The organism is Curtobacterium sp. PhB142 (assembly GCF_004341255.1).
GTDB lineage: Bacteria > Actinomycetota > Actinomycetes > Actinomycetales > Microbacteriaceae > Curtobacterium.
The window spans coordinates 17,890-44,151 of sequence record NZ_SLUT01000007.1 but is presented as its reverse complement, the minus strand read 5'-3'; the positions used below and the strand labels follow the sequence as shown (position 1 = coordinate 44,151).

Here is a 26,262-nt window from a genome sequence, read left to right as displayed (position 1 = left end):
CCGGGCCCCACGTCCGCTACCCTCGCGACGTGAAGCGTCTCTCCCCCGGCCAGCGCTGGGTCATCGGTCTCGGCGCGTTCGCGCTCGTCTGTCTCGTCGTCGGCATCATCGCGATCGCCGTCGGCGTCGCGAACGGACACGCGATGTGCGGCTCGTCCGAGGACGGGTTCTGGGAAGCCTGCCCCGGTGACACCTCCGGCGTCGTCTGGGGAAGCGTGCTCGGCGTCGTCGGGCTGCTCCACCTCGGTCTGACCGGCGTCACCGGAGCACTCGTGTGGACGTCGACCCCGACGATCGGCCCGAAGCCGATCCGCCGCCCCGAGCCATGGCCTGGCACCACGCACCGGGTGTTCTCGTACGGCACGCTGCGGCAGCCGCTCGTGCAGGAGTCGCTGTTCGGCGGCCACGTCCCGACCACCCCGGACACGCTGCCCGGGTGGCGGCTCGACTGGGTGGCGATCACCGACCCCGAGGTGGTCCGGACGAGCGGCTCGGACCTGCACCCGATCCTCCGCCGGGGTGCACCGGACGACGTCGTCGAAGGTGTCGCCCTGACCCTCGGCTACGAGTGGCAGCTCCGCGCCGTCGACGACTACGAGGTCGCTGACTACCAGCGCATCCGGGTCGAGCTCACCTCGGGTCTGTCGGCCTGGGTCTACGTGGCGGCCAACGAGGTCTGAGCCGCCGCCAAGCGCGCGAGGCCCTCGTCGATCGACACCGACGGGGACCACTGCAGGTCGGCTCGGGTGCGGCGCTGGTCGAACCAGTGCGCCGTCGAGAGCTGCTCGGCGAGGAACCGTGTCATCGGGGGCTCGTCCTGCCCAGGACGCACCCGCCACACGGCCTCGACGAGCGACCCCGCGGCCCGGGCCACGACAGCCGGCACGTGCCACCGCGGTGCCGCGACCCCCGAGGCCGCGCAGATCCCGGCGAGCAGGTCCGCGACGGGCCGGGGCTCGCCGTTCGTGACGACGTAGGCGTTGCCGTGCACCCCGTCGTCGGCAGCGTGCTCGAGGGCGGCCACCATGGCGGACGCGGCGTTGTCGACGTACAGGGTGTCGATGAGCGCAGCACCCGAGTCGAGCAACGGCAGTCGCCCGGCCCGTGCCCGCTCGACGATCCGGCCGATCAGCTGGGTGTCGCCCGGCCCCCACACCAGGTGCGGGCGGACGGCGACGACGGCGAACCCGGGAGCGTCGGCCTCGAGCGCGAGGAGTTCGGCCGCGGCCTTCGTGCGGGCGTAGTCGCCACGGGCACGAGCGGGTTCGGCGACGCCCGCTCCGGCGCCGACGAGCGACGATCCGGTGTGCGCGACCGACGGCGACGAGACGAACACGAACCGCCGGGGACCGGCACGCCGTGCGGCGTCGACGAGCGCTCGGGTGCCGTCGACGTTCACGCGGACGAAGTCGGCCGGGTCACCCGCCAGGGAGACCTTCGCGGCGAGGTGCACCACGGCGTCGACACCGTCGACCGCGCGTGCCACCGCGGCGGCATCGGTCATCGATCCGGACACGTCCTGCACCCCGGGCACCCCGGAAGGACGCCGCTGGAACGTGCGGACCTCGTGCCCGGCGTCCCGTACCGCTGCGGCCGTCGCCCGACCGAGGAACCCGCTGGCCCCGGTGACCAGCACCGTCACGGGCGGACCATCCGTCCACCGGACAGCACCGCCGTCGCCCAGCGGGACAGCCGGGAGCGGTCGACCTTCGAGTTGTGCCGGATGTCGGTCGGCAGCACGGGCGCGGTCAGCACCGCTGCGAGCGGGACCCCGGCCGCGGCACGGACCGATGCAGCCAGCGCCGGCGGAGCCAGGGCGGGCCGTCGAGCACGTCGCCCGTCGGTGGTCTCGACGACGGCGACGACCTGCTGCGTCCCGCGCGGGCCGATCCCCGCGACGCCGGCACGGCCGACTCCTGGTACGCCCTCGATGCGCTGCTCCGGTCCGACCGGGGTGACGACGCCTTCGGGGGTGGTGAGCACGTGCTGCATCCGCCCCTCGACCCAGAGCCGCCCCGTGGCATCGAGGTGCCCGACGTCGCCCGTACGGTGTCCGCGGGGGTCCTCGACCCCGAGGCGCGCGACCCGGTTCGTCCGCCAGAGCCGGTCGTAGTGGTCGCGCACGTGCGGTGCGACGACGACGATCTCGCCGGTGACGCCCGCCGCGTCGGTCAGCGCACCGGTCGCAGCACCCGCGGCGTCGAGCGGCGCGATCCGCACCCGCACGTTCGCCGCCGGGAGTCCGACGCAGATGCCCTTGTCGTCCGAGGCCGCCGCCGAACGGACGCCGTCCAGGTCGACGTCGGTCATGAGCAGCCCCTCGGTCATGCCGTAGGGGGTGTGCGCACTCGCGTTCGGCATCAGCTCGGTCGCCGCGGTCAGCAGCGCGGCCGACACCGGGGCGCCCGCCGACAGGAACAACCGGACGCGCGCGAGCGCCGCACGGTCGACGTCGGTCAGCACCGATGCCGTCGCCACGACGTTCGCCAACGCCGCCGGCGACAGGAAGACCACGGTCGCGTCGGCCGCGGCCACCGAGGCCGCGACGGCGCGCGCCGTCAGGGTCCGGGGCGCGGTGACGTCCATGTCCGGCGCCACCGACCGGGCCCCGAGGGCGGGCCCGAGCAGCGCGAAGGGTGCGAAGCCCGCCACGAGGCCGGTGCCGACGCCGATGTCGTACTGGGCCGCCAGGACGTCGCGGACGGCACCGAGCTGTCCGTGCGTGTAGACGACCCCCTTCGCCGGTCCGGTCGACCCGGAGGTGAACAGGATCGCGGCAGGAGCGTCGGACGCCGGCACCGTGGGCAGCACGGAACCGTGGGCGAGCCGACGGGCACCCCGCCGGGCGACGTCGACGAGCGTGTGCTCGACGCGCAGCGCACGCCGTGCGGGCGCGGGCAGCGGGACGGTCGCGATGCGCCGCCCCGGCCAGCCGAGTGCACGAGCGGCTCCGAGGCCGGGCAGCGCGCCGATGATCCAGTCGGGCCGGGCTCCGCGCACCGCACGGGTCAGGCCGCGCAGCCCCAGTCCGGCATCGGCCACCACGACGACCGCGCCGATCCGGACGCAGGCGTACAGGACGGCCGTCAGGTCGGCTCCCGGGGTGACGAGCAGCGAGACACGGTCACCGCTCCGGACACCGAGGTCGTCCAGCCCGGCGGCGATCTCGTCCACCCGACGGGCGAGCAGGCGCCACGTGATCGTGCGGGGACCGCCGGCCGCGGCCATCTCCACCAGGGCGGGTTCGTCGCTGTCGCGCAGGTCCTCGAGCGCGGCGCCGAGCGGGCGGCTCACGTCGGTCGACTGGTCGACGTCGACCGGGAGGCCCTTCTCGGCTGGAGCAGGCACGTGTCCGCCCGGCAGACGGTCGCCGATCCAGTCGAACACCGCGCCCGCCACGTCGGCGTCGTCGGGCAGCAGGTGGCCGGCACCCTCGAAGCGGTGCACGTCGGCCTGCGGCAGCCGCTCGGACAGGTCGTCGAGGTAGCGCTCCAGGAACACCGGATCGCGGGGACCCCAGAGCAGCAGCGCCGGGACGTCGAGCGCAGCGACCCCGGCGGCGATCCGGTCGAGCTCGGGCGCACTCCGGTGCCGGGCGTCGACGGGGATGTCCGCCACGAACCCACCGATCCCGCCACGACGTGCGGCACCGCGGTAGGGGGCACGGTAGCCGTCGGCCACGGCGCGGTCGAGCTTCGGGTGCGCGATGCCGAGCGTCGTCTCGAGGAACGCCGGCGTCACGACGGTGGCACGGCCGAGCAGCCCCGGCCCCAGGGCGAGCCGCAGCGGCGCGGGGATCGGGGCGTCGTCGGGCTGGTGCACGGCGGTGTTGCACGTCATCACGGCACCCAGGACGTCGGGGTGGTCGACCGCCCATCCGAGCGACACGACTCCGCCCCAGTCGTGGCCGAGGGTGACGACCGGGCCGGTCAGCCCGAGTTCGTCGGTCAGGGCACCGAGGTCCGCGACGCGCTGCGGCAGCCCCCGTTCCACCCCGGTGCGCTCCGAGAAGCCCATGTCGAGCTGGTCGACGGCGACCACGCGCCAGGCCGGGCCACCGGCCTGGGCGACCTCGAGCGAGGTGCGGAGCACCGACCGCCACAGGTACGACCACGTGGGGTTGCCGTGCACGCACAGGATGGTGCCGACCGGTTCCACGCCGAGCGCCGCCAGGGACCCGGCCGTGTCGAGGAGGTGCCAGGTGCGCGCGGCGCGATCCGTGCCTCCCGAACGGTTCTCGGACCATTCCGGCACCGTGACCAGGCGCGACCAGGCCGGGTCGAGTCCGGGCAAGGAGGGCGGCTGCGTCGCCGGAGCCGTGCTCGCGGCGACGCGGGGCAGCCGGGACCTCACCAGTGGAGTTCCATCATCGCCGTGTTGATGCCGGAACCGACGCCGCCCAGGAACACGCGGTCACCGCGGCGGATGCCGCCGGACTCGACCTCGTCGGCCAGGGTGATCGGGATCGACGCCGGGCCGACGTTGCCGAAGCGCTGGTAGGTGGTGGGGACCTTGTCGCGCGGGATGCCGATTGCCTCGACGAACGCGTTGGTGTGCACGTCGGAGACCTGGTGCAGGACGTAGCGGTCCATGTCGGCCCAGTCGAAGTGGGCACGGGCCTCGGTCCAGGCCGCGACGACGAGCTCCATGCCGCCCTTGAGCAGCATCTTGGCGTCCGTGAACATGCCGTCCACGCTGCCGACGCACAGGTCGTACCACTGGGTCGCCGCGCGGGTGACGCCGCCGACGATCCGGTGTCCTTCGGGGTGCAGGTCCGCCGGGCCGAGCACGGCGGCCGCGGCACCGGACCCGAGGGTCAGGCTCGCGAACTCGCTCATGAAGTCCTTGCGGTTCCGACCACCCTGGTTCAGGCGGTCGATGGTGTTGAGCTGCACCTGGTCGGCGTCCTCGCCGTCGACGACGAGCGCGTACTTGATCTGACCGGAGTCGATCATGCCCGCGGCGACGCTCATGGCGTTGACGAACCCCAGGCAGGCGTTCGCGATGTCGAAGTTGATCGCGGACGACGGCAGACCGAGCCCGTGGTGCAGGCGCACGGCGACCGACGGCTCGAGGTGCGGACGGGTCACCGAGGTGTTGATCAGCAGCCCGATCTCGTCCGGGCGCACCCCTGCCTCGGCCATGGCCCGACGGCCGGCGTCGATGGCGGCGTCCTGGAAGGTCTGGCCCTCGCCCCAGTTGCGGCGCTCGATCACACCGGCGACCCGCTCGAGCAGTCCCATCGGCAGGCGGAGGCGGCGGAGGACCCCGCGGAGCTTCGCCTCGATGTCGGCCGAGGTCGTCACACGCTCCGCAGTGGTGGTCGCCACAGAGAGCAGTGAGACGTTCCGGTGCTTCGCCGTGGCGTTGCCGGGCTGCTCGGGTCCACTGCTCGGCGCCCGGTCACTGCTCGCTGCCCGGTCGACCGGCCGTTCCGTCATGATCGTCACCGACACATACTTCCTCATTTCACCTGTGTGTGCAGTCCGGCTCGGCTGGACGCGCGGTGTCAGGCGTCCTTCGGGAGCTTCCGGATCTTGCTTCGACGGCGTCGACGGTCCGGCACCATCGAGCGCATCTCCTCGAGCTTGCCGAAGCAGAGCAGCCGGTCACTGGCCTGCAGCTCGACGCCACTGCGCGGGTTCGGGATGACGGTCGCGCCCCGGTGCAGGGTCAGCACGGTGATGTCCCGGTCCCACAGTCCGGACTCCTTGATCGTCTTCCCGACCAGGTCGGCGTTGGTGTGCACGAGCAGCTCGGCGACGCCGTAGCCCGTCGAGACACTGAGCCGCTGGCGCACGTCGATCTCGGGGAAGGCCACCTGGTTGCCGATGAAGTCGATGATCGCGCCAGCGACGTCCAGGCCCGTCGCACGCTCGATGCCCTCGAGCCCCGGCGACGAGTTGACCTCCATCACGAGCGGACCGTCGTTGCCCTCGAGCATGTCGACACCGGCGACCTTGAGCCCCATGATCTGCGCCGACCGGACCGCGACCGCCTCGTACTCCGGCGACAGCGTGACCTTCTCGACGGTGCCGCCACGGTGCACGTTGGAGCGGAACTCGTCCCCCGACGCCGTCCTGCGCATCGCGGCCACCACCCGGTCGCCGACGACGAGCGCGCGGATGTCACGGCCACGGCTCTCCGAGATGAACGACTGGATCAGGACGTTCTGCTTCGTCGAGTGCAGCGTCTCGACGATCGACTCGGCGACCTTCTCCTCCGGCGCCAGGATCACGCCGATCCCCTGCGTGCCCTCGAGCAGCTTGATCACGACCGGAGCACCGCCGACCCGTTCGATCGCGCCGCGGACGTCGGCCCGGCTGTTCACGAACGTCGTCGCGGGCATGCCGATGTGGTGGCGGGACAGGATCTGGTTCGCCCGGAGCTTGTCGCGGGAGTTCGTGATGCCCGTCGCGGTGTTCGGCGTGTACACGTCCATCTGCTCGAACTGCCGCACCACCGCGGTGCCGTAGTAGGTGATCGAGTTGCCGATGCGCGGCAGCACCGCGTCGTAGTCACTCAGGAGCTTGCCGCGGTACAGCAGGTCCGGGTCCTCGCCGGACAGGTCGATCGCGAAGCGCAGCGTGTTCAGCACCTTGACGTCGTGGCCGCGGTCGAGCGCCGCAGCACGGAGGCGCTGGGTCGAGTACGCCTGCGGGGCGCGGGACAGGATGGCGAGTTTCATCGAGGGGTTCTCCGCGGGGTGGGATCGACGGCGACGGTCCATCCAAGCACGCCCGCGCCGCGGCGCCGCCGACCACCGCGCGTTGTACTCTTTTGACGCGTTTGCGCTATCGTGGCTTGACTGATCGGACGGTGCGCGCAATGACGAAGAACCAGCACGGTCTCCGGGCGACCCGGAGCAATCGGACCCCTCGACTCGCAGGGTCCGGACGGTCAACGTCGCGGCGATCCGCGTCGTCCGAGTGGCGTGTCCGATCGCGGAGACCTTCCTCGACCGAGGCGGTCGCGCCACCGACCACCACCTCCACCGGTCCGGCGGACGACCTCAGGGATCGCCTCGTGGCCGCGCTCCTGCGGCACGTCGACCTGATCGACCTCGCCGAGGTCGAGCGGGTGAACGGATCGATGGACGCCGTCGCGGAGCGGATGCTCGCCAGCATCCCCGGCGCCGATGTGCTCGACGACCGCGTCGGACCGTTCTACGACACTGCCGGCCTGCGGAAGTGGTTCCGGATGAGCCGCCAGACCCTCGACGCGCAGGCCAAGGTCGGCGACGTGCTCTGCGTACTGTCGGCCGACGGCTTCCGGCTCTACCCGTCGTTCCAGTTCGATGCACGGGGCATCCTGCTGCCACGGTTGCGCGATGTCCTGGCCGGCCTGGACCCCGACCGGGTCGACCCCTGGGGCGATGCCGTGTGGTTGAACGCGCCGGCGGACGAACTCGACGGACTCACGCCGGCCCAGGCACTCCGGACGGACCGCGCGGACGAAGCGGTCCGTCTCGCCGCACTCGCCGGAGCGTTCCGACTCGGATGACCACCGTCGCACGCACCGACGTCGTCCAGACCGCACCACCGGCCGGTCTCGACCTGACCGGCTTCCCCGACGGGCGCAGACTCCCCGCCGAGGTGTTCCGCGCGCACCTCGCCGAGTTCGCGCCCTGGTACTTCGCCAGCCACCCCTACGGCCGCTTCAACCTCCGGGAACCGAACGGCACGTGCTGCTTCGCAGCCGCGGCCTCGACCGCTGTCCGAGAGTTCTTCGGCCCGAAGGTCCGCCGCAACGAAGTGAGCGCTGCCGACGCTGCCGTCCTCCGCGTCTCGACGATCACCCCGCCGTCCGATGCGAGCTCCGCCCACGTCAGCGGCGCGGGCGCTGCACGCTTCGGGGTCACGAGCGAACTCACGACCATGGGCGACTACGCCGTGACGCAGGCATGGGCCGAGCTGTTCAAGGACCGGGTCGATGCGCTCCGCTACGACTCGCGGTTCGACCCGGGGGGCGAGGCGTGGGCACTGTTCGGAACCGCGGGGCCGGCACCGTCGCTCGGCGGCGCGGCCGCGGTCATCGACGGAGCACGTGCGGTCGAGGCAGCCGGCGTCTCGGTGCTGCCCGGGCCGCCGCGGAAGAGCGCCGTCCGGATGGTGCCGAACCCGCCCGCCTGACCGGCACAGTCGCGCATGGGACAGGATGGGCACATGGCCCGTGCTCCGAAGCCCCCCGACGGCGGGCTCGTCGTCGCCGGCTGGCGCGAGTGGGCCGGCCTGCCGGACCTCGGGCTGCCGTGGATCAAGGTCAAGCTCGACACCGGTGCACGCAGCTCGGCACTGCACGCGTTCGACCTCGAAGAACTCCCGGGCGACCGGGTCCGGTTCTCGGTGCACCCATGGCAGGACACCGATGCCGACGCCGTCACGATCGAGTGCGATGTGCACGACCGGCGCATCATCCGCAGCTCGACCGGGCACACCCAGGAGCGCATCGTCGTGCTCACCACGATCACCCTGGCCGGGCGCGCCGTCGTGTCCGAGGTCACCCTGAGCAACCGCGACCAGATGGGGTTCCGGATGCTCGTCGGGCGCGAGGCCCTCCGACAGGGCTTCCTCGTCGACCCTGCGAGGTCCTTCATGGCCGGTCGGGCGCCGAAGGAGATCCGGCGCCGCAACCGCGGGCGAGCCTGAGCGCTGCTCGCCACGCGGCACGGGCCGTGGGCGCGACCGATCGGCGGCCTGGAGGCGCGGTGCGGGGCCGCCACGGGCCTCCCGTCCGCCTCGGCGACCGCCCAGGGCGCGGGCTGGGTCAGCGACCGAGGTGACGGCCGAGGAAGGCGAGTTGCTGCGGTGCCAGGCGGCGCCAGTAGCCGTGCGTGTGGGCGCCGGGCTCGAAGCCCCCGGCGGGCGGCGTCGCGAAACCGTCGACGTAGGCGTGCGCCGCCGGAGCGAACCCGTCACCGTTGCCGCAGTCGACACGGACGGCGACCCCGTCGAGCGCGCGCTGCCGACCGAGGACCGTGTTCGCACGGAAGTCGGCCGCGTCGTCGAAGGCTCCGCGGGCGGTGTCCGCTGCTGACGTCCAGAGCGCCGGACTGATCGCCGACACGGCGCGGACGCGGGACGCACCGAGCACCCCGCCGAGCCGGAGGGCGCCGAACCCGCCCATCGAGTACCCGGTCAGCGCGAGCCGGTCGGTGTCGAATCCGCGCCGCGCGATCCGGGGCAGGAACTCGTCGACGACCATCGCCGCGGGGTCATCCCCGTCGGAACGGTGGTGCCAGTAGCGGTTGCCGCCGTCGATCGAGGCGATCGCGAACGGAGCGCCGCCACCCGTGATGTGCGCCGCGAGGAACCGGTCCCAGCCGAGCTCCCGCCCGAAGAACGCCGAGTGGTCGTCGCCGTAGCCGTGCAACGCGACGGCCACCGGCAGCGGGGTGTCCGACTCCGGAGCGGCGATGGTCCACCCGACGGTCCGTCCCTTCCGCGCGGTCGACACGAAGGTGCCGGAGACCGAGGGGACTGGGTCGACATCGGGGATCGTGCCGTCGGCACCGTTGAGCCCGAGCACGCGGTACATCGTCGCCCGACCCGGCAGCAGGTCGAGGTTCACCGCCTCGGCGGCTGCACCCGCGGCGACGATGCCGACTCCCCCGATCAGCAGCGACCTGCGGGTGATCGTCGACGCGCGCGAACGGGTCATCCGAGGGGCACCGTTCCGTCAGAGGTCACGCGCTGCATCACGAGGGTCGAGGAGAGTCGCTGCACACCGGGCAAGATACCCAGCGCAGCGTCGGAGAACCCCGGGGCGCTGACGAGCGGTCAGGCTGCTGCGGCGAGCGGTCAGGCTGCTGCGACGAGCGCCGTGGCGACCGCACGCGCCGTCGCCGTGCCGACCGACGGATCGCGCAGGCGCATCGCCAGGTACCCGGAGACGACGAGCAACAGCTGGTCAGCCAGGGCCCCGGCGTGCTCGCCGACGACGGGCGCGGCACGTTCGGTCAGCCGGCTCCGGAGCGCACCGGTCTCGCGGTCGAGCACCTCGTGCACCTCGGCTGGGGCGTCCGCGTACTCGGCAGCGGTCCCGAGGAACGCGCACCAGCGTGAACCAGCGGCGGTCGACCGGTAGTCGTCGAGCGCGTCGAACACCGCGAGCAGGCGGCCACGGTCGTCCGGAGCGGCCTTGACCGCGCGGTCCCACGTGGCGAGCCAGTCGTCGTGCCGGCGGTCGAGGGCCGCGGCGACCAGGGCTTCCTTGCTCGCGTACCCGCGGTAGAGCGTGGCGCTCGAGATCCCGGCGCGGTCGAGCACGGCGTCGATCGGGGTGGCGGCGATGCCCCGCGTGAAGAAGAGCTCCTCGGCCGCGTCGAGCAGCCGCTGCTCGGTTCCTGGACGCATCGCCATGCAAGCACCCTAGGCTCTCAAAAGTGAAACGATCGTTTTCGTTACGACAGTGGGTGTTCCTCGGCAGCGGGCTGGCCCTGATCGCCGCGACGTACGGGCTGGTGCGCCTGGCGTTCGGCCTCTTCCTGCCCGACGTCCAACGCGACCTCGGCCTGCGCCCGGACGCCGCCGGATGGGTCTCCTCGGGGGCCTCGGCGATGTACTGCATCGGCGCGGTGGTCGGGTTCCTGGTCGCCGCACGCGTCCCCCGGGTGCTCGTCGCCGCAGCCGCCGGGGTCGCCGGGGTCGGTGCGCTCGCGATGGCGGCGGCGGCGGGGCCGTGGTCCTTCGGGATCGCCGCGGTGGTCGCCTCGACCGGGGCCGGGCTCGCCTCACCAGCCCTGGTGCAGCTCGTGTCGCGCGCGGTGCCGGGGTCCGTGCAGGGGACGGCGCAGGCGGTCGTCAACTCGGGAACCGGTCCGGGGCTGGTCGCCGCCGGGGCGCTCGCACTCGTGCTCCTGCCGGACTGGCGGGCGGCCTGGGCGTGGTCCGGGGTCTTCGCACTCGTCGTCGGCGTCGTGCTGCTGGTGGTGTCCCGTGGGAGCGGGTCCGGCGGTGACCGACCAGCCGCACCGGGGACGGCGTGGTTCGCGGCGCACCGACGGGTCATCGCGCTCGCGCTGCTCTTCGGTGCCGGATCGGCGGTCGTGTGGACCTACGGCCGCTCCGCGCTGGTCGACGCGGGCGCGCCCGTCGTGGTGTCGGTGTCGGCGTGGATCGCGCTCGGGGGCGGCGGTGCTGCGGTCGCCGTGACGGCTCGGTGGACGAGCGGACTCCGCGCGCGGACGCTCTGGGCGGTGACCGCGGGAGCCGTGGCGGTGGCCGTCGTCGCACTCGGTACCGCGCCGCAGTCCACGGCGGTCGCGATGCTGGCGTGTGCGGTGTTCGGTTGGGGCTACACAGCGGCCACCGGCGCGTTGATCGCCTGGACGACCGAACTCGACGCTGCGCGGTCGTCGGCCGGGACGTCGATGCTCTTCGTCGCGCTCGTGCTCGGCCAGGCCGTGGGATCGGCGGCATCGGGCGCACTCGTCGGCACGGCGGGCTACGCGCCGACGTTCGTGGTCGGGGCGCTCGTCACGGCGGCGAGCGCCGTGCCCGCCGTGGTCGGGAAGCGGAGCGGGCCGAGGAGCGGTACCCGCGTCACAGCAGTGGACGCAGCTCGATCTTCCGGTTGCACGCCTGCGACGCCTCGTGCGCCACACGGAGCGCCGTCTCGGCATCCGGCAGCTCCATGACCCAGAAGCCCGCGACGAACTCGGCGCTGTCGGCCACCAGTCCGGGCGTGGTGTCCGAACCGCCGCCACGGGCGTCGACGACGGTGCCGTCGGCGGGGGCCGACACCCCGGCGGCGAACACGACCGCGTCGCCCAGGCGTTCGTTCAGGGCATCGACCGCAGTGGCCTCGGCCTGGGTGGCGGACTCCGTCCGACCGGCGGCGTCGGCCTGCCCGTCGTCGATGACGTTGACGAGGAACTGCATGGTGACTCCCCTGCTCGTTGGCGGGAGGCTACTCCCCGACCGCCCGGTTCCGTGACGCTCCGTGACGAGCAACGGGACCGCGAGCCCGGGCCGTGCCTACGCTCCCTCCGACGGCGACCCGGCCGCCCACGACCACGGAGTACCCGATGCCCCACGACACCATCGCTCGTCGAGTCGACGAGTTCAACGACGGCTTCACCGCGCAGATCGGCCCCGAGCTCAGCGCCGTGTTCGATCGGGAACAGGCGGACCTCCGTGCCGACGGCGTCCCCGACGGTGTCCTCACCGTCGGCGACGACGCCCCGGACGCTCCACTGCTGGACGCGACGGGCGCCGCCACGTCACTGGGTGCCGCGCGTGGTGACACGCCGACCGTGATCGTGTTCTACCGCGGCGCCTGGTGCCCGTACTGCAACCTCACGCTCCGCACCTACCAGCAGGAGTTGCTCCCCGCGCTGCAGGGACGCGGGGCACGCCTCGTCGCCGTCTCGCCGCAGACCCCCGAGGGCACCGAGCAGTCGATCGCGAACGGCGAGCTGGCATTCCCGGTCCTGTCCGACCCGGAGAACGTGCTCGCCGGTCGGTTCGGCGTCGTCACGGCTCCGAGCACCGAGGCACGAGCAGCCCACACGGAGCTCGGGTTCGACGTCGCCGACAGCAACGCCGACGGAACCGCCGCGATCCCGTTCCCGTCGGTCTTCGTCATCGACGAGCACGGTGTTGTCCGGTTCGTGGACGTGCACGTCGACTACACGACGCGCACCGAGGTCACGACGGTCCTCGCGGCCCTCGACGGCCTGGACGGGGGCGGCACCCGCTAGCGTTTGCTGCATGGGGACGACGGCGGAGTGGTCACGGCTGCCGGTGGGGCGCCGCGAACACCGGCAGGACGCCGTGCTCGCCCTCGTCCTCGCCGGGGGCCTGGCGATCACCACCGTCCTGTACGGGGCGTCCGGCATCTACGGCGACGACCAGGCGGCCTGGTGGGTCTCTGCCCTGATGATCATCGCGAACGCCGTCCCGATCGCGTTCCGCCGCCGGTTCCCGATGTCGGCCGCCGTGGTGTCCGCGCTGGCGTTCGCAGCCACCCAGCTGTTGCACGTCCCCGAGCTGTTCGTCGTGAACTTCACCCTGTTCATCTCGCTGTACTCGGTCGGCGCGTGGTGCTCCGACCGGGTCCGTGCCGAGGCGGTCCGGTGGGTCGTCATCGGCGGGATGTTCGCGTGGCTGTTCCTCGCGATCTCGTTCGGGTGGGCGGTGCCGAACGCACTGCCGAACGACGAGGGTTCGCTCATCCCGCCGTACATCGCCTACTCGCTGCTGAACATCGTGATCAACGTCGTCTACTTCGGCGTTGCCTGGTACGCGGGCAACCGGGCGTGGGCCTCGGCCGTCGCCCGGCACCAGCTCGACGAACGCACCGCGGAGCTAGCGGCCGAACGGGAGCGCAGCGCTGCCCAGGCCGTCACCATCGAACGGGTCCGGATCGCCCGCGAACTGCACGACGTCGTCGCGCACCACGTGTCCCTGATGGGTGTGCAGGCCGGCGCTGCCCGACGGGTCATCGACCGTGATCCCGAGCAGGCGACGGCATCGCTCGGCGTGGTGGAGGAGAGCGCGCGCACGGCTGTCGAGGAACTCCGGCGGATGCTCGGCACCCTGCGGTCGGCGGACGAACCCGGCACGGATGACCGCGGTGTCGGGGACGCTCCGAGCACCGAGGGCATCGCACGCATCGTCGAGCTCGCCGAGTCCGCTCGGGTCGCCGGTCACCCGACCGAGTACGTGGTCGTGGGCGACGAGCGTCCCGTGCCGCCGACGGTCGCCGCCGTCGCGTACCGGATCGTGCAGGAGGCCGTGACGAACGTCCTCAAGCACGCCGGCCCCACCGCCCGCGCGGACGTCCGGCTCCGGTACCTCGACGACGGCGTCGAGGTCGAGGTCACCGACGACGGGCACGGCGACCGTGCTGCGCGGAACCCGTCGGGCAGCGGCCTCGGGCACATCGGCATGCGGGAGCGGGTCGCCGCGGTGGACGGACGGATCGAGATCGGGCCACGCGCCCGGGGAGGCTACCTGGTGCGGGCATGGCTGCCGACGACGTGAACGACGCGGTCGACCCGACCGACCTGACGATCGTGCTCGCAGACGACCAGGAGCTGGTGCGGGCAGGGTTCCGCGTGATCCTGGAGTCCGAGCCGGGGTTCCGGGTGGTCGGCGAGGCCCCCGACGGCGCCCGTGCGGTCGAGGCCGTCCAGACCCTGCGCCCCGACGTGGTGTGCCTCGACGTGCAGATGCCCGGCGTCGACGGGCTCGAGGCCGCACGGCGGATCGCAGCGTTGCCGGACCCGCCGGCGGTGCTCATCCTGACGACGTTTGACAGCGACGACGCGCTGTTCCAGGCGCTCGAGGCGGGTGCCAGCGGCTTCCTGCTGAAGAACGCCTCCCCCGAACGGCTGATCGACGCCGTGCGGACCGTCGCGGCCGGGGACGCCCTGCTCGCGCCTGACGTCACGCGCCGGGTGATCAGCCGGGCGACGGCGGCGCCGGCTGCGAGCAGCCGTGCCCCCGACCGCTCCGGCGACGCCGCCCTGGCAGCAGCCGGGCTCACCGAGCGCGAGACCGAGGTGCTCCGGCTGCTCGCCCGGGGGTTCAGCAACGCCGAGATCGCCGCCGAGCTGTACGTCGGTGACGCCACCGTGAAGACCCACGTGTCGAACGTGCTGCAGAAGCTCGCGCTGCGCGACCGCATCCAGGCCGTCGTCTGGGCGTTCGAGCACGGCGTCGCCGGCTGACCGAGCCCGACCGACCCGGCACCGGCAGGACAAGTCCGCACGGTGCCGCGCTCGCACCACGCCCGCACCGTGCGCCCTCGCTCACCCCGTGCAGCCTTGACCGCACCGTGCCCCGCCACGACGACGCACCGAGCAACCAGAGCCCCACCCGCCGAACAACCCAGCACCGTGCCCACCGCCCGCCGCCCGCCCGCCCGCTCCCCCGCGCGGTGGAGCCGCCCCCACCCAAGTCCCGCCGGATGGCGGAGGCGCCCCGTGCCTCCCGGCCAATAGCGTCGACGCAGGCGGCGCAGGCCGTCGCGAGAGGGGTACGACATGCTCACCATCGAAGGGGTGACCAAGCACTTCGGCGACCGCCGGGTGCTCGACGACGTGGGGTTCACGGTCGGCAACGGCCGCCTCACCGGGTTCGTCGGCGGCAACGGTGCCGGCAAGACGACCACCATGCGCATCATGCTCGGCGTGCTGCAGGCCGACGCGGGATCCGTCTCGATCGACGGCACCGCGGTCCGGCCCGCCGACCGCCGCCGTTTCGGCTACATGCCCGAGGAACGCGGGCTGTACCCGAAGATGCCGGTGGCCGAGCAGATCACCTACATGGCCCGGTTGCACGGCGTCGACAAGCGCGCGGCGACCACGCGGACCACCGAGCTGCTCGAACGGCTCGAGCTGACCGGCCACGCCGACGACGCCGTCGAGAAGCTGTCGCTCGGCAACCAGCAGCGGGTGCAGATCGCCGCGGCGCTCGCCCACGACCCCGAGGTGCTGGTGCTCGACGAGCCGTTCTCGGGCCTCGACCCGATGGCCGTCGACACGGTGCTGAGCGTCCTGCGCGAGACCGCGGCGCGCGGGGTCCCGGTGCTGTTCTCGAGCCACCAGCTCGACGTCGTCGAACGGCTCTGCGACGACGTCGTCGTGATCGCGGGCGGCACCATCCGTGCCGCCGGCCCGCAGGACGAACTCCGCAAGCAGGCCGGGCCCGCCGCCTGGGAGCTGCTGGTCGACGGCGACGTCGCCTGGCTCCGCGACGAGCCCGGTGTGACGGTCCGCGAGTTCGACGGCGGCTACGCCGTCTTCGAGGCCGACCCGTCCACCGCCCAACACGTCCTGCAGCGGGCCGTCCAGCAGGGCACCGTCGGCTCGTTCGCCCCGCGGGTTCCGCGGCTCAGCGAGGTCTTCCGGGAGGTCATCCGATGAACAACTCCTTCGTGCAGGCCGTGCGGCTCGTCTCCGCTCGCGAGATCCAGGCACGCATCCGCAGCAAGGCCTTCGTGGTCTCCGCCCTCATCTTGATCGGCATGGTCGTCGCGTCCATCGTGGTCGGCGGCATCGTCGGCAAGGCCACCGCCGACGACACCACGCCGGTCGCCGTGGTCGACGGTGTCTCGCTGCCCACCACCGCGGGCCTCGACGTCACGGACTCCACCTCGGTGGCGGACGCCGAACGGCTCGTGCGTGCCGGCGACGTCGACGCCGCGATCGTGCCGTCCGACGACCCGCTCGGCTACAAGGTCGTCGGCCTCGACGAGGCCCCGACCGACGTCGTCTCCGCGCTGAGCGTCACACCGCGGATCGAACTGCTCGACCCGGACGCGCTGCCCGGCGGACTCGTCTACCTCATCGCCATCGCGTTCGGCGTCGTGTACTTCGCCTCGGCCGTGACCTTCGGCCAGTCCATCGCGCAGAGCGTGGTCGAGGAGAAGTCGACCAGGGTCGTGGAGATCCTGATGTCCGCGATCTCGGCCAGGGCGCTGCTCGCAGGCAAGGTCCTCGGCAACAGCGTGATGGCGTTCGCGCAGATCGTCGCCGTGGCCATCGCCGCGGTCGTCACCCTGGCGGTGACCGGGCAGGACAACATGTTCTCGATGCTCGGCCCGAGCATCCTGTGGTTCGTCGGGTTCTTCGCCGTCGGCTTCGTGCTCATCGCGTCGCTGTTCGCCGCGGCGGCCGTGCTGGTGTCGCGTCAGGAGGACGTCGGCAGCGTCACCACGCCGGTGATGATGCTCGTGATGATCCCGTACATCCTGATCATCGTCGCGTACGACAACCCGACGGTGCTCGGCATCATGTCGTACGTGCCGTTCAGTGCACCGATCGGCATGCCGATGCGGATCTTCCTCGGCACGGCCGAGTGGTGGGAGCCGATCCTGTCGCTCCTGATCGTGGTCGCCGCGGTGGTCGTGGTCGTCCTGGTGGGTGCCCGCGTCTACGAGAACGCGCTGCTGCGGACGGGTAGTCGCGTGAAGCTGACGGAGGCGCTGCGCGGCTGACGCCGCGATCTGACCGGGAGGCCCGGATCACGTGAGCAGGTCGGCTCACGTGATCCGGGCCTCCTGTCCGTTGCCCGCGCCGGTCAGGCGCTCAGCGTCGCGAAGGCGGACCGGTGCCAGACCAGCGGGCTGTGCGCGAAGTCGGACATGAGTCCGAGCACCCGGAGCACGACGATGTCGTGGTCGCCGGCCGGGTAGGTGTGCTCGACCGAGCACTCCAGCCAGATCGGGGCCCCCTGCAGGAAGACCGCTCCCGTGTCGGCGACCGTCGTGTCGACCCCGACGAACCGGACCGACTTGTCGCGTGAGGCGAGCTGCCGCGTGACCTGCGCGTGCCCCTCGCCGAGGATCGAGACGCCGATCGTGCCGGCGTCGCGGAGCACCGGCCACGTGGTCGAGGTGTGCTGCACCGCGAACATCACCAGCGGCGGGTCCTGCGAGACCCCGACGGTGAACGACGACGCGACGAGCACGGTCGGTTCGCCGTCCACGACGGCGGACAGAGCGGCGACACCGCAGGGGAAGCCCGAGAACGCCTGCTTGAGTGCGGAGAGGTCCGGGGCCTCGGTGGAGTAGGGGCTGATCATGACGCGGTTCCTTCCTGGTGGCTGGCGGTCGCACCGAGGACGACGTCCCGCCAGCGGGCGAGCCAGACGTCGGTCGATGCGGGGTCCGAGTACTGCTTGTCGTTCAGGTACAGAGCGGGGGCGGGGACGGTCGCGCCGAGTTCGACCAGCACCGGTTTGAGGAAGACCTCCGGGGCGAGCGCGTGGGCGGGACCGGCACCGAGCATGAGTGGTACCGCGACGACGCCGGCGAGTCCGTCTGCGGTGCCGAACTGGTCGAGGAACAGCTTGAGCACGCCGGTGTAGGTCGCCTTGAACGTCGGCGACGCGACGACCACGAGGTCGGAGCCGGCGACGGTCCGGACGGCGTCGGACACCGCTGTGTCGCCCCAGCCGAGGAGGCCGGCGCCGAGGTCGATGACGTCGACGACGTGGTCCGGGGCGCGACCGGTGAGGCGTTCGAGCACGACCGTCGCGGCGTCGAGCGTCCGTGAGGCCGGCTTGGGGTTGCCGGCGACGACGGTGGTGATCATCGGGGTGCTCCTGTCGTGGTGGCTGGGTGGTCGGTGCAGCGGGTCGTTGGTGCAGTCCACCGCTCGTTCGTTTCGCCGCCGTGCCGGATCCGTATCGGCTGGGTTACGCCAGCGGCCCCCGGACCGGCAACGCCGGAATGTCCCGGTCAGCCGGGCTGTGCGGCCGGGGCCCCTGGGCATTCCGCCAGCCGCCGTGCGCGGCCGTCGCACCGAATTGTGAGAGCGCCGTTACCGGAAGTCGCCTCGGATGCGTCCGGCGTGTTTCGCCCCGCCGTCGCCGCCCCGTCACCGCCCGGATCCGCGCGTGCACAGGCCGCGGTGGCGCAGTCGTCCCCCGCGGAACCACGCGGCGGACGCCCCGCGCGCACCATCGCGGCGGGTGGCCTAACACCAGCGAAACAAACGCCTAACAGGACCGTTACCGGGCGACCGTCTGCTGGCTCCCCACTGCCGTTACATTCGCATCAGCCCCACTGCAGCGGCCGGCGTCACCCCGACGCCCCGCCGCCGGTGAACGTCTCCCGGCTCCCTGCACACGCCACCCCGCGCCGCGGGGTGTTCGTCGTACCCGCTGCAGCTTCCCCGCACCTTCCCTGCTCCACCCGTCCAGGAGGTCCCCGACCGATGTCGTCCCCCGCACCGTCCCGAACGCGTCTCCCCCGCCCCGCGCTCCTCGCCGCCGCACTCTCCGGCGTGCTGTTCCTGTCCGCCTGCTCGGCCACCTCGACCGCGTCGACGACCTCCGGCGACGACACCGCCGGGGTCGAGCACGCCACGAGCCAGATCAAGGCGGCCAGCGTCGACCCCGAGTTCACCTTCAAGGGCGAGCCCTTCGACATGTCGGGGATCGCCGGCAAGACGATCTTCAACATCCCGAACTCGTCCGCCGTCCCCTTCATCACCGCGGTCGACGAGGCCGGCGAGAAGGTCGCCGAGCAGTACGGCGCGAAGTGGATCGAGTACACGAACCAGGGCACGCCCACCGAGCACTCCGCCGGCATCGACCAGGCGATCAGCCGCGGCGCCGACATCATCGTGCTGGCGCAGGGCGTCAACGGTGAGCTCATCGTCCCGGCACTGAAGCGTGCGAAGGCCGCGGGGATCCCCGTGCTGATCAGCCACACCTACCAGACCGGCGAGGCGCTGCCGGACCAGCTGCAGGACCTCGTCGCCGCGCAGGTGACCGCCCCGTTCCACGAGGCCGCGAAGCTCAACGCCGACTGGGCCATCAAGGAGACGAAGGGTCAGGGCGACGTCCTGATCATCACGTCCTCCGAGGTCCCCCCGTCCGACGGCATCGTCAAGGCGATGCAGGACGAGTTCGAGGCGCAGTGCGACGGCTGCAGCGTCAAGGTGACGAACGTGCCGGTCGCCGACTGGGCGACGAAGATCTCGTCGACCGTGCAGTCCGCCGTGCAGTCCAACCCGAACCTCGACTACGTGCTGCCGGTCTACGACTCGATGACCCTCTACGTCGAGGCCGGCGTGACCGCGGCGGGCAAGACCGGCCAGGTGTTCACCTCGTCGTACAACGGCACCCCCGCCGTGCTGAAGATCCTGCAGGACGGCAGCGTCCTCACGATGGACATCGGCGAGAACATGGAGTGGCTCGCGTACGCCACGCTCGACCAGGCCGGCCGCGTCCTGACCGACACCCCGATCATCGAGGACGGCGACGAGAAGACCCCGCTCAAGGTCTTCACGAAGGACAACGTCGACGAGACCGGCACCCCGCCGGCGCCGAGCAAGGGCTACGGCGACGCGTACAAGACCGGGTACGAGGCCATCTGGGGCGCGGCCGAGTGACCGCCGTGCCGGTGCTGCGGATCAGCGGACTCACGAAGCGCTTCGGCGGACTGACCGCACTCGACGACGTCGACCTCGAGGTCCTGCCGGGCCAGGTCCACGCGCTCCTCGGCGAGAACGGCTCCGGCAAGTCGACCCTCATCAAGATCCTGTCCGGCACCTACGCGCCGGAGCCGGGAGCGACGATCGAGGTCCGTGGCGCCCGACTGCCACTGCCGGTGCCGCCCGGGTACTTCCGCCGCGTCGGGATCAGCTTCGTCCACCAGGACCTCGCGCTCGTCCCGTCCCTGGGCGTGACGGAAAACCTGCGGCTCGCGACCGTCGTGGCCGGCCGGGGCCCCTTCGTCCGCTGGGGCGCCGAGCACCGAGCCGCCGCCGAGCTGTTCGCACGGTACGGGGTCGACATCGACCCCCGCGCACGGATCGACGAGCTCTCCGACACCCAGAAGGCGCTCGTCGCGATCCTGCGGGCCGTCGCCGAACTCGGTGACGACCGCGCGCTCATCGTGCTCGACGAACCGACGGTGTTCCTGCCGAAGGAGGACGCCGACCTGCTGTTCCGGGTCGTCAAGGACCTGGTGGCGGACGGCCGCACCTCGGCACTGCTGGTGTCGCACGACATGTCGGAGGTCCTCGAGCACGCCGACCGGGTCACCGTCCTGCGGGCCGGCCGGGTCCAGGCGCACCGTGACACCGCCACGACGACGGCCGACGAACTCGTCGCGCTCATCGTCGGGCGCGGGCTCGACGGCGCCGCCGCCAGGACCCCTCGGCCGGCGACCACCGGTGACGCCGTCGTGGCGGTCCGCGACCTCCGGGTCGGTGTCGTCGACGGCCTGTCGTTCGACGTCGCCGACGGCGAGGTCGTCGGCATCACGGGCCTCGCGGGCTCTGGAGTCGAGGACGTGCTGCCCGGCCTGTACGGCGCTCGACCCGCGACCGGATCGCTCACCGTGCGGGACGACGGGGTGCAGGCCGCCCCGATCGACCTGACCCGGGTGTCGCCCGGTTCCTCCATCGCCCGCCGTGTCGTGTACGTCCCCGCCGACCGCAAGCGCGAGGGCGGGGCGCTCACCCTGTCCGTCGAGCAGAACGTCACGCTCCCCGTCCTCGGGAAGCTCCGAGGACTGCTCGGCCTCTCCCCCGCACGGGAACGGTCGCACGTCGCGGGACTGGTCCGTGACTACGACGTCCGACCCGCCGACCCGTCCGCCCTGTTCGGCACGCTGTCCGGCGGCAACCAGCAGAAGGCCGTCCTGGCGAAGTGGATGCAGGACGACCCCCGGCTCGTGCTGCTCCAGGAACCGACCCAGGGCATCGACGTCGGCGCCCGCTCGGCGATCTTCTCGATGCTCCGCCGGAGTGCGGAGCGGGGCGTCGCCATCGTCTGCGCCTCCACCGACTACGACCAGCTCGCGCAACTGTGCGACCGCGTCGTCGTCCTCGCCCACGGCCGCGTGCACGACGTGCTGACCGACGAGCGCGTCGACCGCGACGTCATCGCGGCCGCCGTCGTGGCGAGCCTCGTCGACGCGGCCGAACCCGCTGCTCCGTCCGCCGCTGCTCCGTCCCCTGCTGCTGTTCCCTCCCTCGTCAAGGAGAACGCCTGATGTCCACCACCGCCGACCCCGTCCTCGAGACCTCGATCGTCCGTCCGACCCGCCCGCGCTTCTCATGGGGGCACACCGAGCGCTACGCCCTGCTCGGTGCCTGGCTCGTCATCGTCATCGCGTTCAGCATCGCGCTGCCCGACACCTACCCGACCCTCGGCAACCTGCAGAACATCCTCGGGTCCCAGTCGGTCCTGCTCATCCTGGCGCTCGGGTTCCTCTTCCCGCTGACCGCGGGCGAGTTCGACCTGTCCGGCGCCTCGACGATGTCGCTCTCCGCCATGACCATCGCCGTGCTCAACGCGAAGATGGACATCCCGCTCGTGCCCGCGATCGCCGCCGGTCTCGTCATCGGCGTCGTGGTGGGGCTCGTCAACGGCCTGCTCACCGTCGGGTTCCGCATCGACTCGTTCATCGTCACGCTGGGCACCTCGACGTTCATGATCGGGATCATCCAGTGGATGAGCGCCTCGTCGTCGGTGACGGGCATCGACCCCGCGCTCGTGCAGGCCACGGTCGGGTGGCGCGGGCTCGCCGGGCTGCCGCTGGCGTTCGTGTACGGCCTGATCGCCACCGTCGTCGTCCTGGTCCTGCTGAGCGCCACCCCGGTCGGCCGACGGCTGCTGTTCGTCGGTACCGGCCGCACCGTCGCCGAGCTGTCCGGGCTGAACGTCCGACGCCTCCGGGTCGGTGCGTTCGTCGGCGCCGGCCTCACCGCCGCGGTCGCGGGGGTCGTCTACGCCGGCACGCTCGGCGGCGCCGACCCGTCGAGCGGACAGTCGTTCCTGCTCCCGGCGTTCGCCGCCTGCTACCTCGGCGCGACCGCCATCATCCCGGGCCGGTTCAACGCGATCGGCACCTTCATCGCCGTGTACTTCCTGTTCTCCGGGGTCGTCGGCCTGCAGATGCTCGGCGCCGACAACTTCGTGCAGCAGCTGTTCTACGGCGGCGCGCTCATCGTCGCCGTCGCCGTGTCGCAGACCATCCGGCGGCACTCCGTCGCGACCGCCGCCAAGGCCGCCGCGAAGCGTTCCTGACCCACCTCGTCCTCCCCTTCCCTGCTCGACACCCACCACAGAAAGCGAGTCCCCCATGGACATCGGAGTCTTCATCCCGATCGGCAGCAACGGCTGGCTCATCTCCACCACGTCGCCCCAGTACAAGCCGTCCTTCGACCTGAACCTCGAGATCGTGCAGAAGGCCGAGGCGTACGGCTTCGACTTCGCGCTGTCGATGATCAAGCTGCACGGGTACGGCGGCCCGAGCGGGTTCTGGGACGAGAACCTCGAGTCGTTCACGCTGATGGCCGGTCTCGCCGCCCGCACCGAGCGGATCCGCCTGTTCGCCACGACTGCGGTCCTGACGATCCCCCCGGCGATCGCGGCGCGCATGGCGGCGACGGTCGACTCGATCTCGCACGGTCGCTTCGGCCTGAACCTCGTCGCGGGGTGGCAGAAGGCCGAGTACGACCAGATGGGTCTGTGGCCCGGCGACGACGTGCACTTCAAGCGCCGCTACGCCTACCAGACCGAGTACATGCAGGTCATGAAGGAGCTGTGGGAGCACGGCGAGTCCGACTTCAAGGGCGACTACTTCACGATGAACGACTGCAAGATGCTGCCGAAGCCGACCGGACACATCCCGATCGTCTCGGCCGGCCAGTCGTCGCAGGGCATGGCGTTCGCCGCCCAGTACTCCGACTACAACTTCTCGATGGGCGTCGGCGTGAACACCCCGACCGCCTACGCCGACCAGAACAAGGCCCTCATCGAGGCGCGGGCGAAGACCGGTCGTGACGTCGGCTCGTACGTGCTGTTCATGATCATCGCCGACGAGACCGAGGAGGCCGCCCAGGCCAAGTGGGCGCTCTACAACGACGGCGTCGACGTCGAGGCGATCTCGTGGATGACGGGCCAGGCGCTCACCGACACCGAGGGTGAGGAGGGCAACACCGCCAAGCGGATCTCCCTGCCCGAGGGCGCCGTGAACATGAACATGGGCACGCTGGTCGGCTCGTACGAGCAGGTCGCTGCGATGCTCGACGAGGCCGCCGTCGTCGAGGGCACGAAGGGCATCATGGTCGTGTTCGACGACTTCCTGCAGGGCATGGACGACTTCGGCACCCGCATCCAGCCGCTGATGCGCACCCGCGAGGGCGTGGAGTCCGTTGCTCCGAGCGCGGTCACCGCATGAGCGCCGCAGGGAGCCGACCGGTCATCGAGGTCGCGGTCGTGCAGGCCGGACAGACCCCGGCCGACGGCGACGTCGCGCTCGACGAGCTCATCGCCCTGTTCGAACAGGCGGCCGACGGCGCCGACCTCGTCGTGTTCCCCGAGCTCTGCACCACGCCCTACTTCTGCGGCGTGGTCAACGACAGCCGCAAGGCCTGGGCGCAGCCCGTCCCCGGCCCCGCAACCGCACGGTTCGCAGCGGCGGCGAAGCGTCTGGGCACCGCCGTCGCCTTCGGCCTGTACGAGGACGCGGGCGACGCGCAGTACAACAGCGCCGTGCTCATCGACGCCGACGGCACGCTCGTGCACGGCACCGACGTGCACGGCGAGCAGGTGGCGTCGTACCGCAAGACCTCGATCCCGACCAACGCGATCTCCGACGTCGACGAGAAGCACTACTTCGCCGCCGGCTCCGGGCCGGTCGTGTTCGACGCGCTCGGCACCCGCTTCGGGATGCTCATCTGCTACGACCGGAGCTTCCCGGAGTACTGGCTCGCATCGCGGGCCGCCGGTGCCGAGGTGATGCTCGTGCTCGTGTCGTCGATGGGCTTCCGCGAGACCCTGTTCACCCAGGAACTGCAGGTCCGCGCGCTCGAGACGCAGACGTGGATCGTCGCCCCGAACCGCGGTGGCGAGGAGACCGTCGACGGCAAGACCGTGAGCTACTTCGGTCGGTCGTCGGTCGTCTCACCGCGGGGCGACCTGGTCGTCTCGGCACCGGCCCACCAGGCGGGGCCGATCATCCGGGCCACCGTCGACGTCGGCGAGGTCGCCGCGGCACGCCACGACTTCCCGCTCGGACGCGACCGCCAGCCCGGGGTGTTCCGGTACCTCGCCGACGCCCACGCACCGGCGGCGGTCCCCGCGTGACGGACGTCGCCGCCGTGGTCCGCGGCACCATCGCCCCGCAGCTCGACCGGGCGCTGGCCGTCAGCCGCGCGAACCCGTTGCCGGCAGCCCCGTCGGCGCTGCGCGCGGAACCGGCACACAGTGCGCAGCTGTTCGGTCGGCTCCTGGGCGCAGCGATCGACGCGGCGCCGGCCGTGGCGGCGACACCGGGCACGGGCGCCGACACGACCCCGGCCCGGCCCGCAGACGCGCCGTCGGCGTCCCGCCCCGCCGCCGCCGACCCCGCCGCTGCCACGGTCGTCGAGCTCCTCGACGCCTACCGTTCCGGCACCACCACCCCGTCCGCCGTCCTGGCCGCACTCGCTCCGCACTGGACGAGCGACGACGTCTGGTCGGACGCGGTCCTGCGCCTGGTGGACGGAGCCGAGGCAGCCGCCGCCGAGTCCACCCGCCGCTGGGCGGACGACGAGGCCCGGCCGCTCGAGGGCATCCCGTTCGCAGTGAAGGACATCATCGACGTCGCGGCGACGATCGTCACGAGCGGCTCGCTCCAGACCGGCGACCGTGTGGCCCCGGCCGACGCGACCGTCGTGGCCCGACTCCGTGCAGCCGGCGCGATCCCCGTGTTCACGGCGGCCACGACGGAGTTCGCCTGCGGGGGGCCGCACAACGCCCGCTACGGTGCCGTGCGGAACCCCTGGGACCCCGAGCGCTGGACCGGTGGCTCGTCGACCGGGTCGGGTTCGGCGCTCGCCGCCCGGATCGTCCCGTTGGCGCTCGGATCGGACACCGGCGGGTCGATCCGCGTGCCGTCCGCACTCTGCGGCACCACCGGGATCAAGCCGACCTACGGCCTCGTGCCGCGCACCGGGGTCGCGAGCCTGTCGTGGACCCTCGACCACGTCGGACCGATGGCCCGCTCCGCCGAGGACCTCGCGCTCGTCCTGGCGGTCATCGCCGGGTCCGACGGCGAGGACCCGACGACGTTCACCGCCGTCCCGCTCATCGAGGCGGCAGCGGAACGGGTCGAGGGGCTCCGCATCGGGGTGCCGCGCGGCTGGTTCACCGAACGCGTCGACACCGCGGTGCTCGACGCCCACGCCGCCGCGATCGAGCAGTTCCGCGCCCTCGGAGCGACCCTCGTGCCGATCGAGTTCGACGACCTCGAGTCGATCGACGCGGAGTGCTGGACCGTCTTCTACGGCGAACTCGCCGCGAACCAGGAGGCCAACACCGCCACGGCCGACCTGTTCGACGCCGGGACCCGAGCCCGGTTCGACGTGTCGTTCCTGCCGACCGCGGCGGACTACCTCCGGGCGCTCCGCCGCCGCCCGCTCGTGCAGGCCGCGATGGTCGCGCGGATGGACGAGGCGGGCGTGGACGTGGTGCTCACCCCCGGCATCGGGGCCACCGCTCCTCGACTCGACGACCTGACGATGTCCGTCGACGGTGAGCGGTTCAACCTGCACGACGTCATCCCCCGGAACACCCGCCTGTTCGACTACGTGGGGTTCCCGGCACTGATGATGCCGGCGGGTACCGCGCCCGACGGTCTGCCCGTCGGCGTGCAGCTCGTCGCGCGGCCGTGGGACGACCGCCTGGTGCTGTCCACGGCCGCCGCCTTCCAGCGGGTCACGACGCACCACCGCCTGGTGCCGCCGTCGTCCGCCGTGCGAGGGCCGACCGATCAGTAGCCGCACCATCGACGAGGGCGCCGCCC

General features: G+C 72.1%; 25 protein-coding genes. 16 read left to right on the top strand and 9 right to left on the bottom strand.

Annotation, left to right across the window (positions count from 1 at the left end; translation table 11 throughout):
- Positions 1–29: 29 nt before the first annotated feature.
- On the top strand, positions 30–680 hold the full coding sequence (locus tag EDF31_RS14390; RefSeq protein WP_243650065.1) for a gamma-glutamylcyclotransferase family protein: 651 nt from the start codon (positions 30–32) through the stop codon (positions 678–680).
- On the opposite strand, the gene EDF31_RS14385 is transcribed toward EDF31_RS14390, so the two are convergent.
- The 4 genes from EDF31_RS14385 to rimK are packed head-to-tail and all read right to left on the bottom strand — an operon-like array spanning position 656 to position 6,688.
- Positions 656–1,642: an NAD-dependent epimerase/dehydratase family protein gene (locus EDF31_RS14385; RefSeq protein WP_131846607.1), complete on the bottom strand. Its 987-nt coding sequence runs from the start codon at positions 1,640–1,642 to the stop codon at positions 656–658. The two genes, EDF31_RS14390 and EDF31_RS14385, sit on opposite strands and share 25 nt — an antisense overlap.
- The gene (locus EDF31_RS14380) at positions 1,639–4,353 is read right to left on the bottom strand and encodes an alpha/beta fold hydrolase (RefSeq protein WP_243650064.1); all 2,715 of its coding nucleotides are present in this window, start codon (positions 4,351–4,353) and stop codon (positions 1,639–1,641) included. Before EDF31_RS14380 ends, EDF31_RS14385 begins: the two co-directional genes overlap by 4 nt.
- The gene (locus EDF31_RS14375; RefSeq protein ID WP_131846762.1) at positions 4,350–5,456 is read right to left on the bottom strand and encodes a 3-oxoacyl-ACP synthase III; all 1,107 of its coding nucleotides are present in this window, start codon (positions 5,454–5,456) and stop codon (positions 4,350–4,352) included. The genes EDF31_RS14380 and EDF31_RS14375 overlap by 4 nt, the downstream gene beginning before the upstream one ends.
- Before the next feature lie 53 nt (positions 5,457–5,509).
- Positions 5,510–6,688 carry a 30S ribosomal protein S6--L-glutamate ligase gene (gene rimK, locus EDF31_RS14370; RefSeq protein WP_123291758.1) on the bottom strand — a complete coding sequence of 393 codons (1,179 nt, stop codon included), beginning with the start codon at positions 6,686–6,688 and terminating at the stop codon, positions 5,510–5,512.
- A gap of 338 nt (positions 6,689–7,026) precedes the next feature.
- Here rimK and EDF31_RS14365 point away from each other — a divergent pair, with 338 nt between their 5' ends.
- Genes EDF31_RS14365 through EDF31_RS14355 form a run of 3 tightly spaced genes read left to right on the top strand, consistent with a single transcriptional unit; the run spans position 7,027 to position 8,648 of the window.
- Positions 7,027–7,503, top strand: a complete 477-nt coding sequence (locus tag EDF31_RS14365; RefSeq protein ID WP_123939325.1) for a hypothetical protein — start codon at positions 7,027–7,029, stop codon at positions 7,501–7,503.
- On the top strand, positions 7,500–8,132 hold the full coding sequence (locus tag EDF31_RS14360) for an RES family NAD+ phosphorylase (protein ID WP_131846606.1): 633 nt from the start codon (positions 7,500–7,502) through the stop codon (positions 8,130–8,132). Before EDF31_RS14365 ends, EDF31_RS14360 begins: the two co-directional genes overlap by 4 nt.
- 33 nt (positions 8,133–8,165) lie before the next feature.
- Positions 8,166–8,648, top strand: a complete 483-nt coding sequence (locus tag EDF31_RS14355) for a RimK/LysX family protein (protein ID WP_131846605.1) — start codon at positions 8,166–8,168, stop codon at positions 8,646–8,648.
- Positions 8,649–8,766: 118 nt separating this feature from the next.
- Here the strand turns inward: EDF31_RS14355 and EDF31_RS14350 are convergent, their stop codons facing one another.
- Positions 8,767–9,660 (bottom strand): hypothetical protein, encoded by an 894-nt coding sequence (locus tag EDF31_RS14350; protein ID WP_207896233.1) that lies wholly within the window; start codon positions 9,658–9,660, stop codon positions 8,767–8,769.
- Between the two features lie 140 nt (positions 9,661–9,800).
- Positions 9,801–10,361 (bottom strand): TetR/AcrR family transcriptional regulator, encoded by a 561-nt coding sequence (locus tag EDF31_RS14345; protein WP_131846604.1) that lies wholly within the window; start codon positions 10,359–10,361, stop codon positions 9,801–9,803.
- Positions 10,362–10,384: 23 nt separating this feature from the next.
- Between EDF31_RS14345 and EDF31_RS14340 the strand changes: the two genes are divergently transcribed.
- Positions 10,385–11,638, top strand: a complete 1,254-nt coding sequence (locus EDF31_RS14340) for an MFS transporter (RefSeq protein WP_165901435.1) — start codon at positions 10,385–10,387, stop codon at positions 11,636–11,638.
- Here the strand turns inward: EDF31_RS14340 and EDF31_RS14335 are convergent.
- Complete coding sequence (locus EDF31_RS14335) at positions 11,544–11,882, bottom strand: YciI family protein (RefSeq protein ID WP_131846602.1); 339 nt, start codon at positions 11,880–11,882, stop codon at positions 11,544–11,546. The two genes, EDF31_RS14340 and EDF31_RS14335, sit on opposite strands and share 95 nt — an antisense overlap.
- A 146-nt stretch (positions 11,883–12,028) precedes the next feature.
- Here EDF31_RS14335 and EDF31_RS14330 point away from each other — a divergent pair, with 146 nt between their 5' ends.
- The 5 genes from EDF31_RS14330 to EDF31_RS14310 all read left to right on the top strand — a co-directional run bounded on the left by EDF31_RS14330 (position 12,029) and on the right by EDF31_RS14310 (position 16,947).
- On the top strand, positions 12,029–12,703 hold the full coding sequence (locus EDF31_RS14330) for a peroxiredoxin-like family protein (protein ID WP_131846601.1): 675 nt from the start codon (positions 12,029–12,031) through the stop codon (positions 12,701–12,703).
- 10 nt (positions 12,704–12,713) lie between these two features.
- The gene (locus EDF31_RS14325) at positions 12,714–13,988 is read left to right on the top strand and encodes a sensor histidine kinase (protein WP_243650062.1); all 1,275 of its coding nucleotides are present in this window, start codon (positions 12,714–12,716) and stop codon (positions 13,986–13,988) included.
- Complete coding sequence (locus EDF31_RS14320) at positions 13,970–14,677, top strand: response regulator transcription factor (protein WP_131846600.1); 708 nt, start codon at positions 13,970–13,972, stop codon at positions 14,675–14,677. The genes EDF31_RS14325 and EDF31_RS14320 overlap by 19 nt, the downstream gene beginning before the upstream one ends.
- Positions 14,678–14,992: 315 nt before the next feature.
- Positions 14,993–15,874, top strand: coding sequence for an ATP-binding cassette domain-containing protein (locus EDF31_RS14315; RefSeq protein ID WP_131846599.1), 882 nt, complete (start codon positions 14,993–14,995; stop codon positions 15,872–15,874).
- The gene (locus EDF31_RS14310; protein ID WP_131846598.1) at positions 15,871–16,947 is read left to right on the top strand and encodes an ABC transporter permease; all 1,077 of its coding nucleotides are present in this window, start codon (positions 15,871–15,873) and stop codon (positions 16,945–16,947) included. The genes EDF31_RS14315 and EDF31_RS14310 overlap by 4 nt, the downstream gene beginning before the upstream one ends.
- A gap of 83 nt (positions 16,948–17,030) precedes the next feature.
- On the opposite strand, the gene EDF31_RS14305 is transcribed toward EDF31_RS14310, so the two are convergent.
- Positions 17,031–17,534 (bottom strand): flavin reductase family protein, encoded by a 504-nt coding sequence (locus EDF31_RS14305; RefSeq protein WP_123673676.1) that lies wholly within the window; start codon positions 17,532–17,534, stop codon positions 17,031–17,033.
- Complete coding sequence (locus EDF31_RS14300; protein ID WP_123341258.1) at positions 17,531–18,046, bottom strand: NAD(P)H-dependent oxidoreductase; 516 nt, start codon at positions 18,044–18,046, stop codon at positions 17,531–17,533. Before EDF31_RS14300 ends, EDF31_RS14305 begins: the two co-directional genes overlap by 4 nt.
- Positions 18,047–18,670: 624 nt before the next feature.
- Between EDF31_RS14300 and EDF31_RS14295 the strand changes: the two genes are divergently transcribed.
- From EDF31_RS14295 to EDF31_RS14270, 6 genes are read left to right on the top strand one after another with little or no spacing between them, the layout of a single operon-like run.
- On the top strand, positions 18,671–19,852 hold the full coding sequence (locus tag EDF31_RS14295; RefSeq protein WP_131846597.1) for a sugar ABC transporter substrate-binding protein: 1,182 nt from the start codon (positions 18,671–18,673) through the stop codon (positions 19,850–19,852).
- Positions 19,849–21,462, top strand: coding sequence for a sugar ABC transporter ATP-binding protein (locus EDF31_RS14290; protein WP_243650060.1), 1,614 nt, complete (start codon positions 19,849–19,851; stop codon positions 21,460–21,462). Before EDF31_RS14295 ends, EDF31_RS14290 begins: the two co-directional genes overlap by 4 nt.
- A complete protein-coding gene (locus EDF31_RS14285; protein WP_131846596.1) occupies positions 21,462–22,499 on the top strand; it encodes an ABC transporter permease in 1,038 nt (345 codons plus the stop codon). Before EDF31_RS14290 ends, EDF31_RS14285 begins: the two co-directional genes overlap by 1 nt.
- A 55-nt stretch (positions 22,500–22,554) precedes the next feature.
- Positions 22,555–23,655 (top strand): pyrimidine utilization protein A, encoded by a 1,101-nt coding sequence (gene rutA, locus EDF31_RS14280; protein WP_131846595.1) that lies wholly within the window; start codon positions 22,555–22,557, stop codon positions 23,653–23,655.
- Positions 23,652–24,563 carry a carbon-nitrogen hydrolase family protein gene (locus tag EDF31_RS14275; RefSeq protein ID WP_131846594.1) on the top strand — a complete coding sequence of 304 codons (912 nt, stop codon included), beginning with the start codon at positions 23,652–23,654 and terminating at the stop codon, positions 24,561–24,563. The genes rutA and EDF31_RS14275 overlap by 4 nt, the downstream gene beginning before the upstream one ends.
- Positions 24,560–26,236 carry an amidase gene (locus EDF31_RS14270; protein ID WP_131846593.1) on the top strand — a complete coding sequence of 559 codons (1,677 nt, stop codon included), beginning with the start codon at positions 24,560–24,562 and terminating at the stop codon, positions 26,234–26,236. Before EDF31_RS14275 ends, EDF31_RS14270 begins: the two co-directional genes overlap by 4 nt.
- Positions 26,237–26,262 lie beyond the last annotated feature (26 nt).

Excerpts from the sequence above, each read along its gene's own strand:
- rimK (WP_123291758.1), bottom strand. The coding sequence starts at position 6,688 with ATGAAACTCGCCATCCTGTCCCGCGCCCCGCAGGCGTACTCGACCCAG.
- EDF31_RS14360 (WP_131846606.1), top strand. The coding sequence starts at position 7,500 with ATGACCACCGTCGCACGCACCGACGTCGTCCAGACCGCACCACCGGCC.
- EDF31_RS14355 (WP_131846605.1), top strand. The coding sequence starts at position 8,166 with ATGGCCCGTGCTCCGAAGCCCCCCGACGGCGGGCTCGTCGTCGCCGGC.
- EDF31_RS14350 (WP_207896233.1), bottom strand. The coding sequence starts at position 9,660 with ATGACCCGTTCGCGCGCGTCGACGATCACCCGCAGGTCGCTGCTGATC.
- EDF31_RS14345 (WP_131846604.1), bottom strand. The coding sequence starts at position 10,361 with ATGGCGATGCGTCCAGGAACCGAGCAGCGGCTGCTCGACGCGGCCGAG.
- EDF31_RS14335 (WP_131846602.1), bottom strand. The coding sequence starts at position 11,882 with ATGCAGTTCCTCGTCAACGTCATCGACGACGGGCAGGCCGACGCCGCC.
- EDF31_RS14330 (WP_131846601.1), top strand. The coding sequence starts at position 12,029 with ATGCCCCACGACACCATCGCTCGTCGAGTCGACGAGTTCAACGACGGC.
- EDF31_RS14325 (WP_243650062.1), top strand. The coding sequence starts at position 12,714 with ATGGGGACGACGGCGGAGTGGTCACGGCTGCCGGTGGGGCGCCGCGAA.
- EDF31_RS14320 (WP_131846600.1), top strand. The coding sequence starts at position 13,970 with ATGGCTGCCGACGACGTGAACGACGCGGTCGACCCGACCGACCTGACG.
- EDF31_RS14315 (WP_131846599.1), top strand. The coding sequence starts at position 14,993 with ATGCTCACCATCGAAGGGGTGACCAAGCACTTCGGCGACCGCCGGGTG.
- EDF31_RS14310 (WP_131846598.1), top strand. The coding sequence starts at position 15,871 with ATGAACAACTCCTTCGTGCAGGCCGTGCGGCTCGTCTCCGCTCGCGAG.
- EDF31_RS14305 (WP_123673676.1), bottom strand. The coding sequence starts at position 17,534 with ATGATCAGCCCCTACTCCACCGAGGCCCCGGACCTCTCCGCACTCAAG.
- EDF31_RS14300 (WP_123341258.1), bottom strand. The coding sequence starts at position 18,046 with ATGATCACCACCGTCGTCGCCGGCAACCCCAAGCCGGCCTCACGGACG.
- EDF31_RS14295 (WP_131846597.1), top strand. The coding sequence starts at position 18,671 with ATGTCGTCCCCCGCACCGTCCCGAACGCGTCTCCCCCGCCCCGCGCTC.
- EDF31_RS14285 (WP_131846596.1), top strand. The coding sequence starts at position 21,462 with ATGTCCACCACCGCCGACCCCGTCCTCGAGACCTCGATCGTCCGTCCG.
- rutA (WP_131846595.1), top strand. The coding sequence starts at position 22,555 with ATGGACATCGGAGTCTTCATCCCGATCGGCAGCAACGGCTGGCTCATC.
- EDF31_RS14275 (WP_131846594.1), top strand. The coding sequence starts at position 23,652 with ATGAGCGCCGCAGGGAGCCGACCGGTCATCGAGGTCGCGGTCGTGCAG.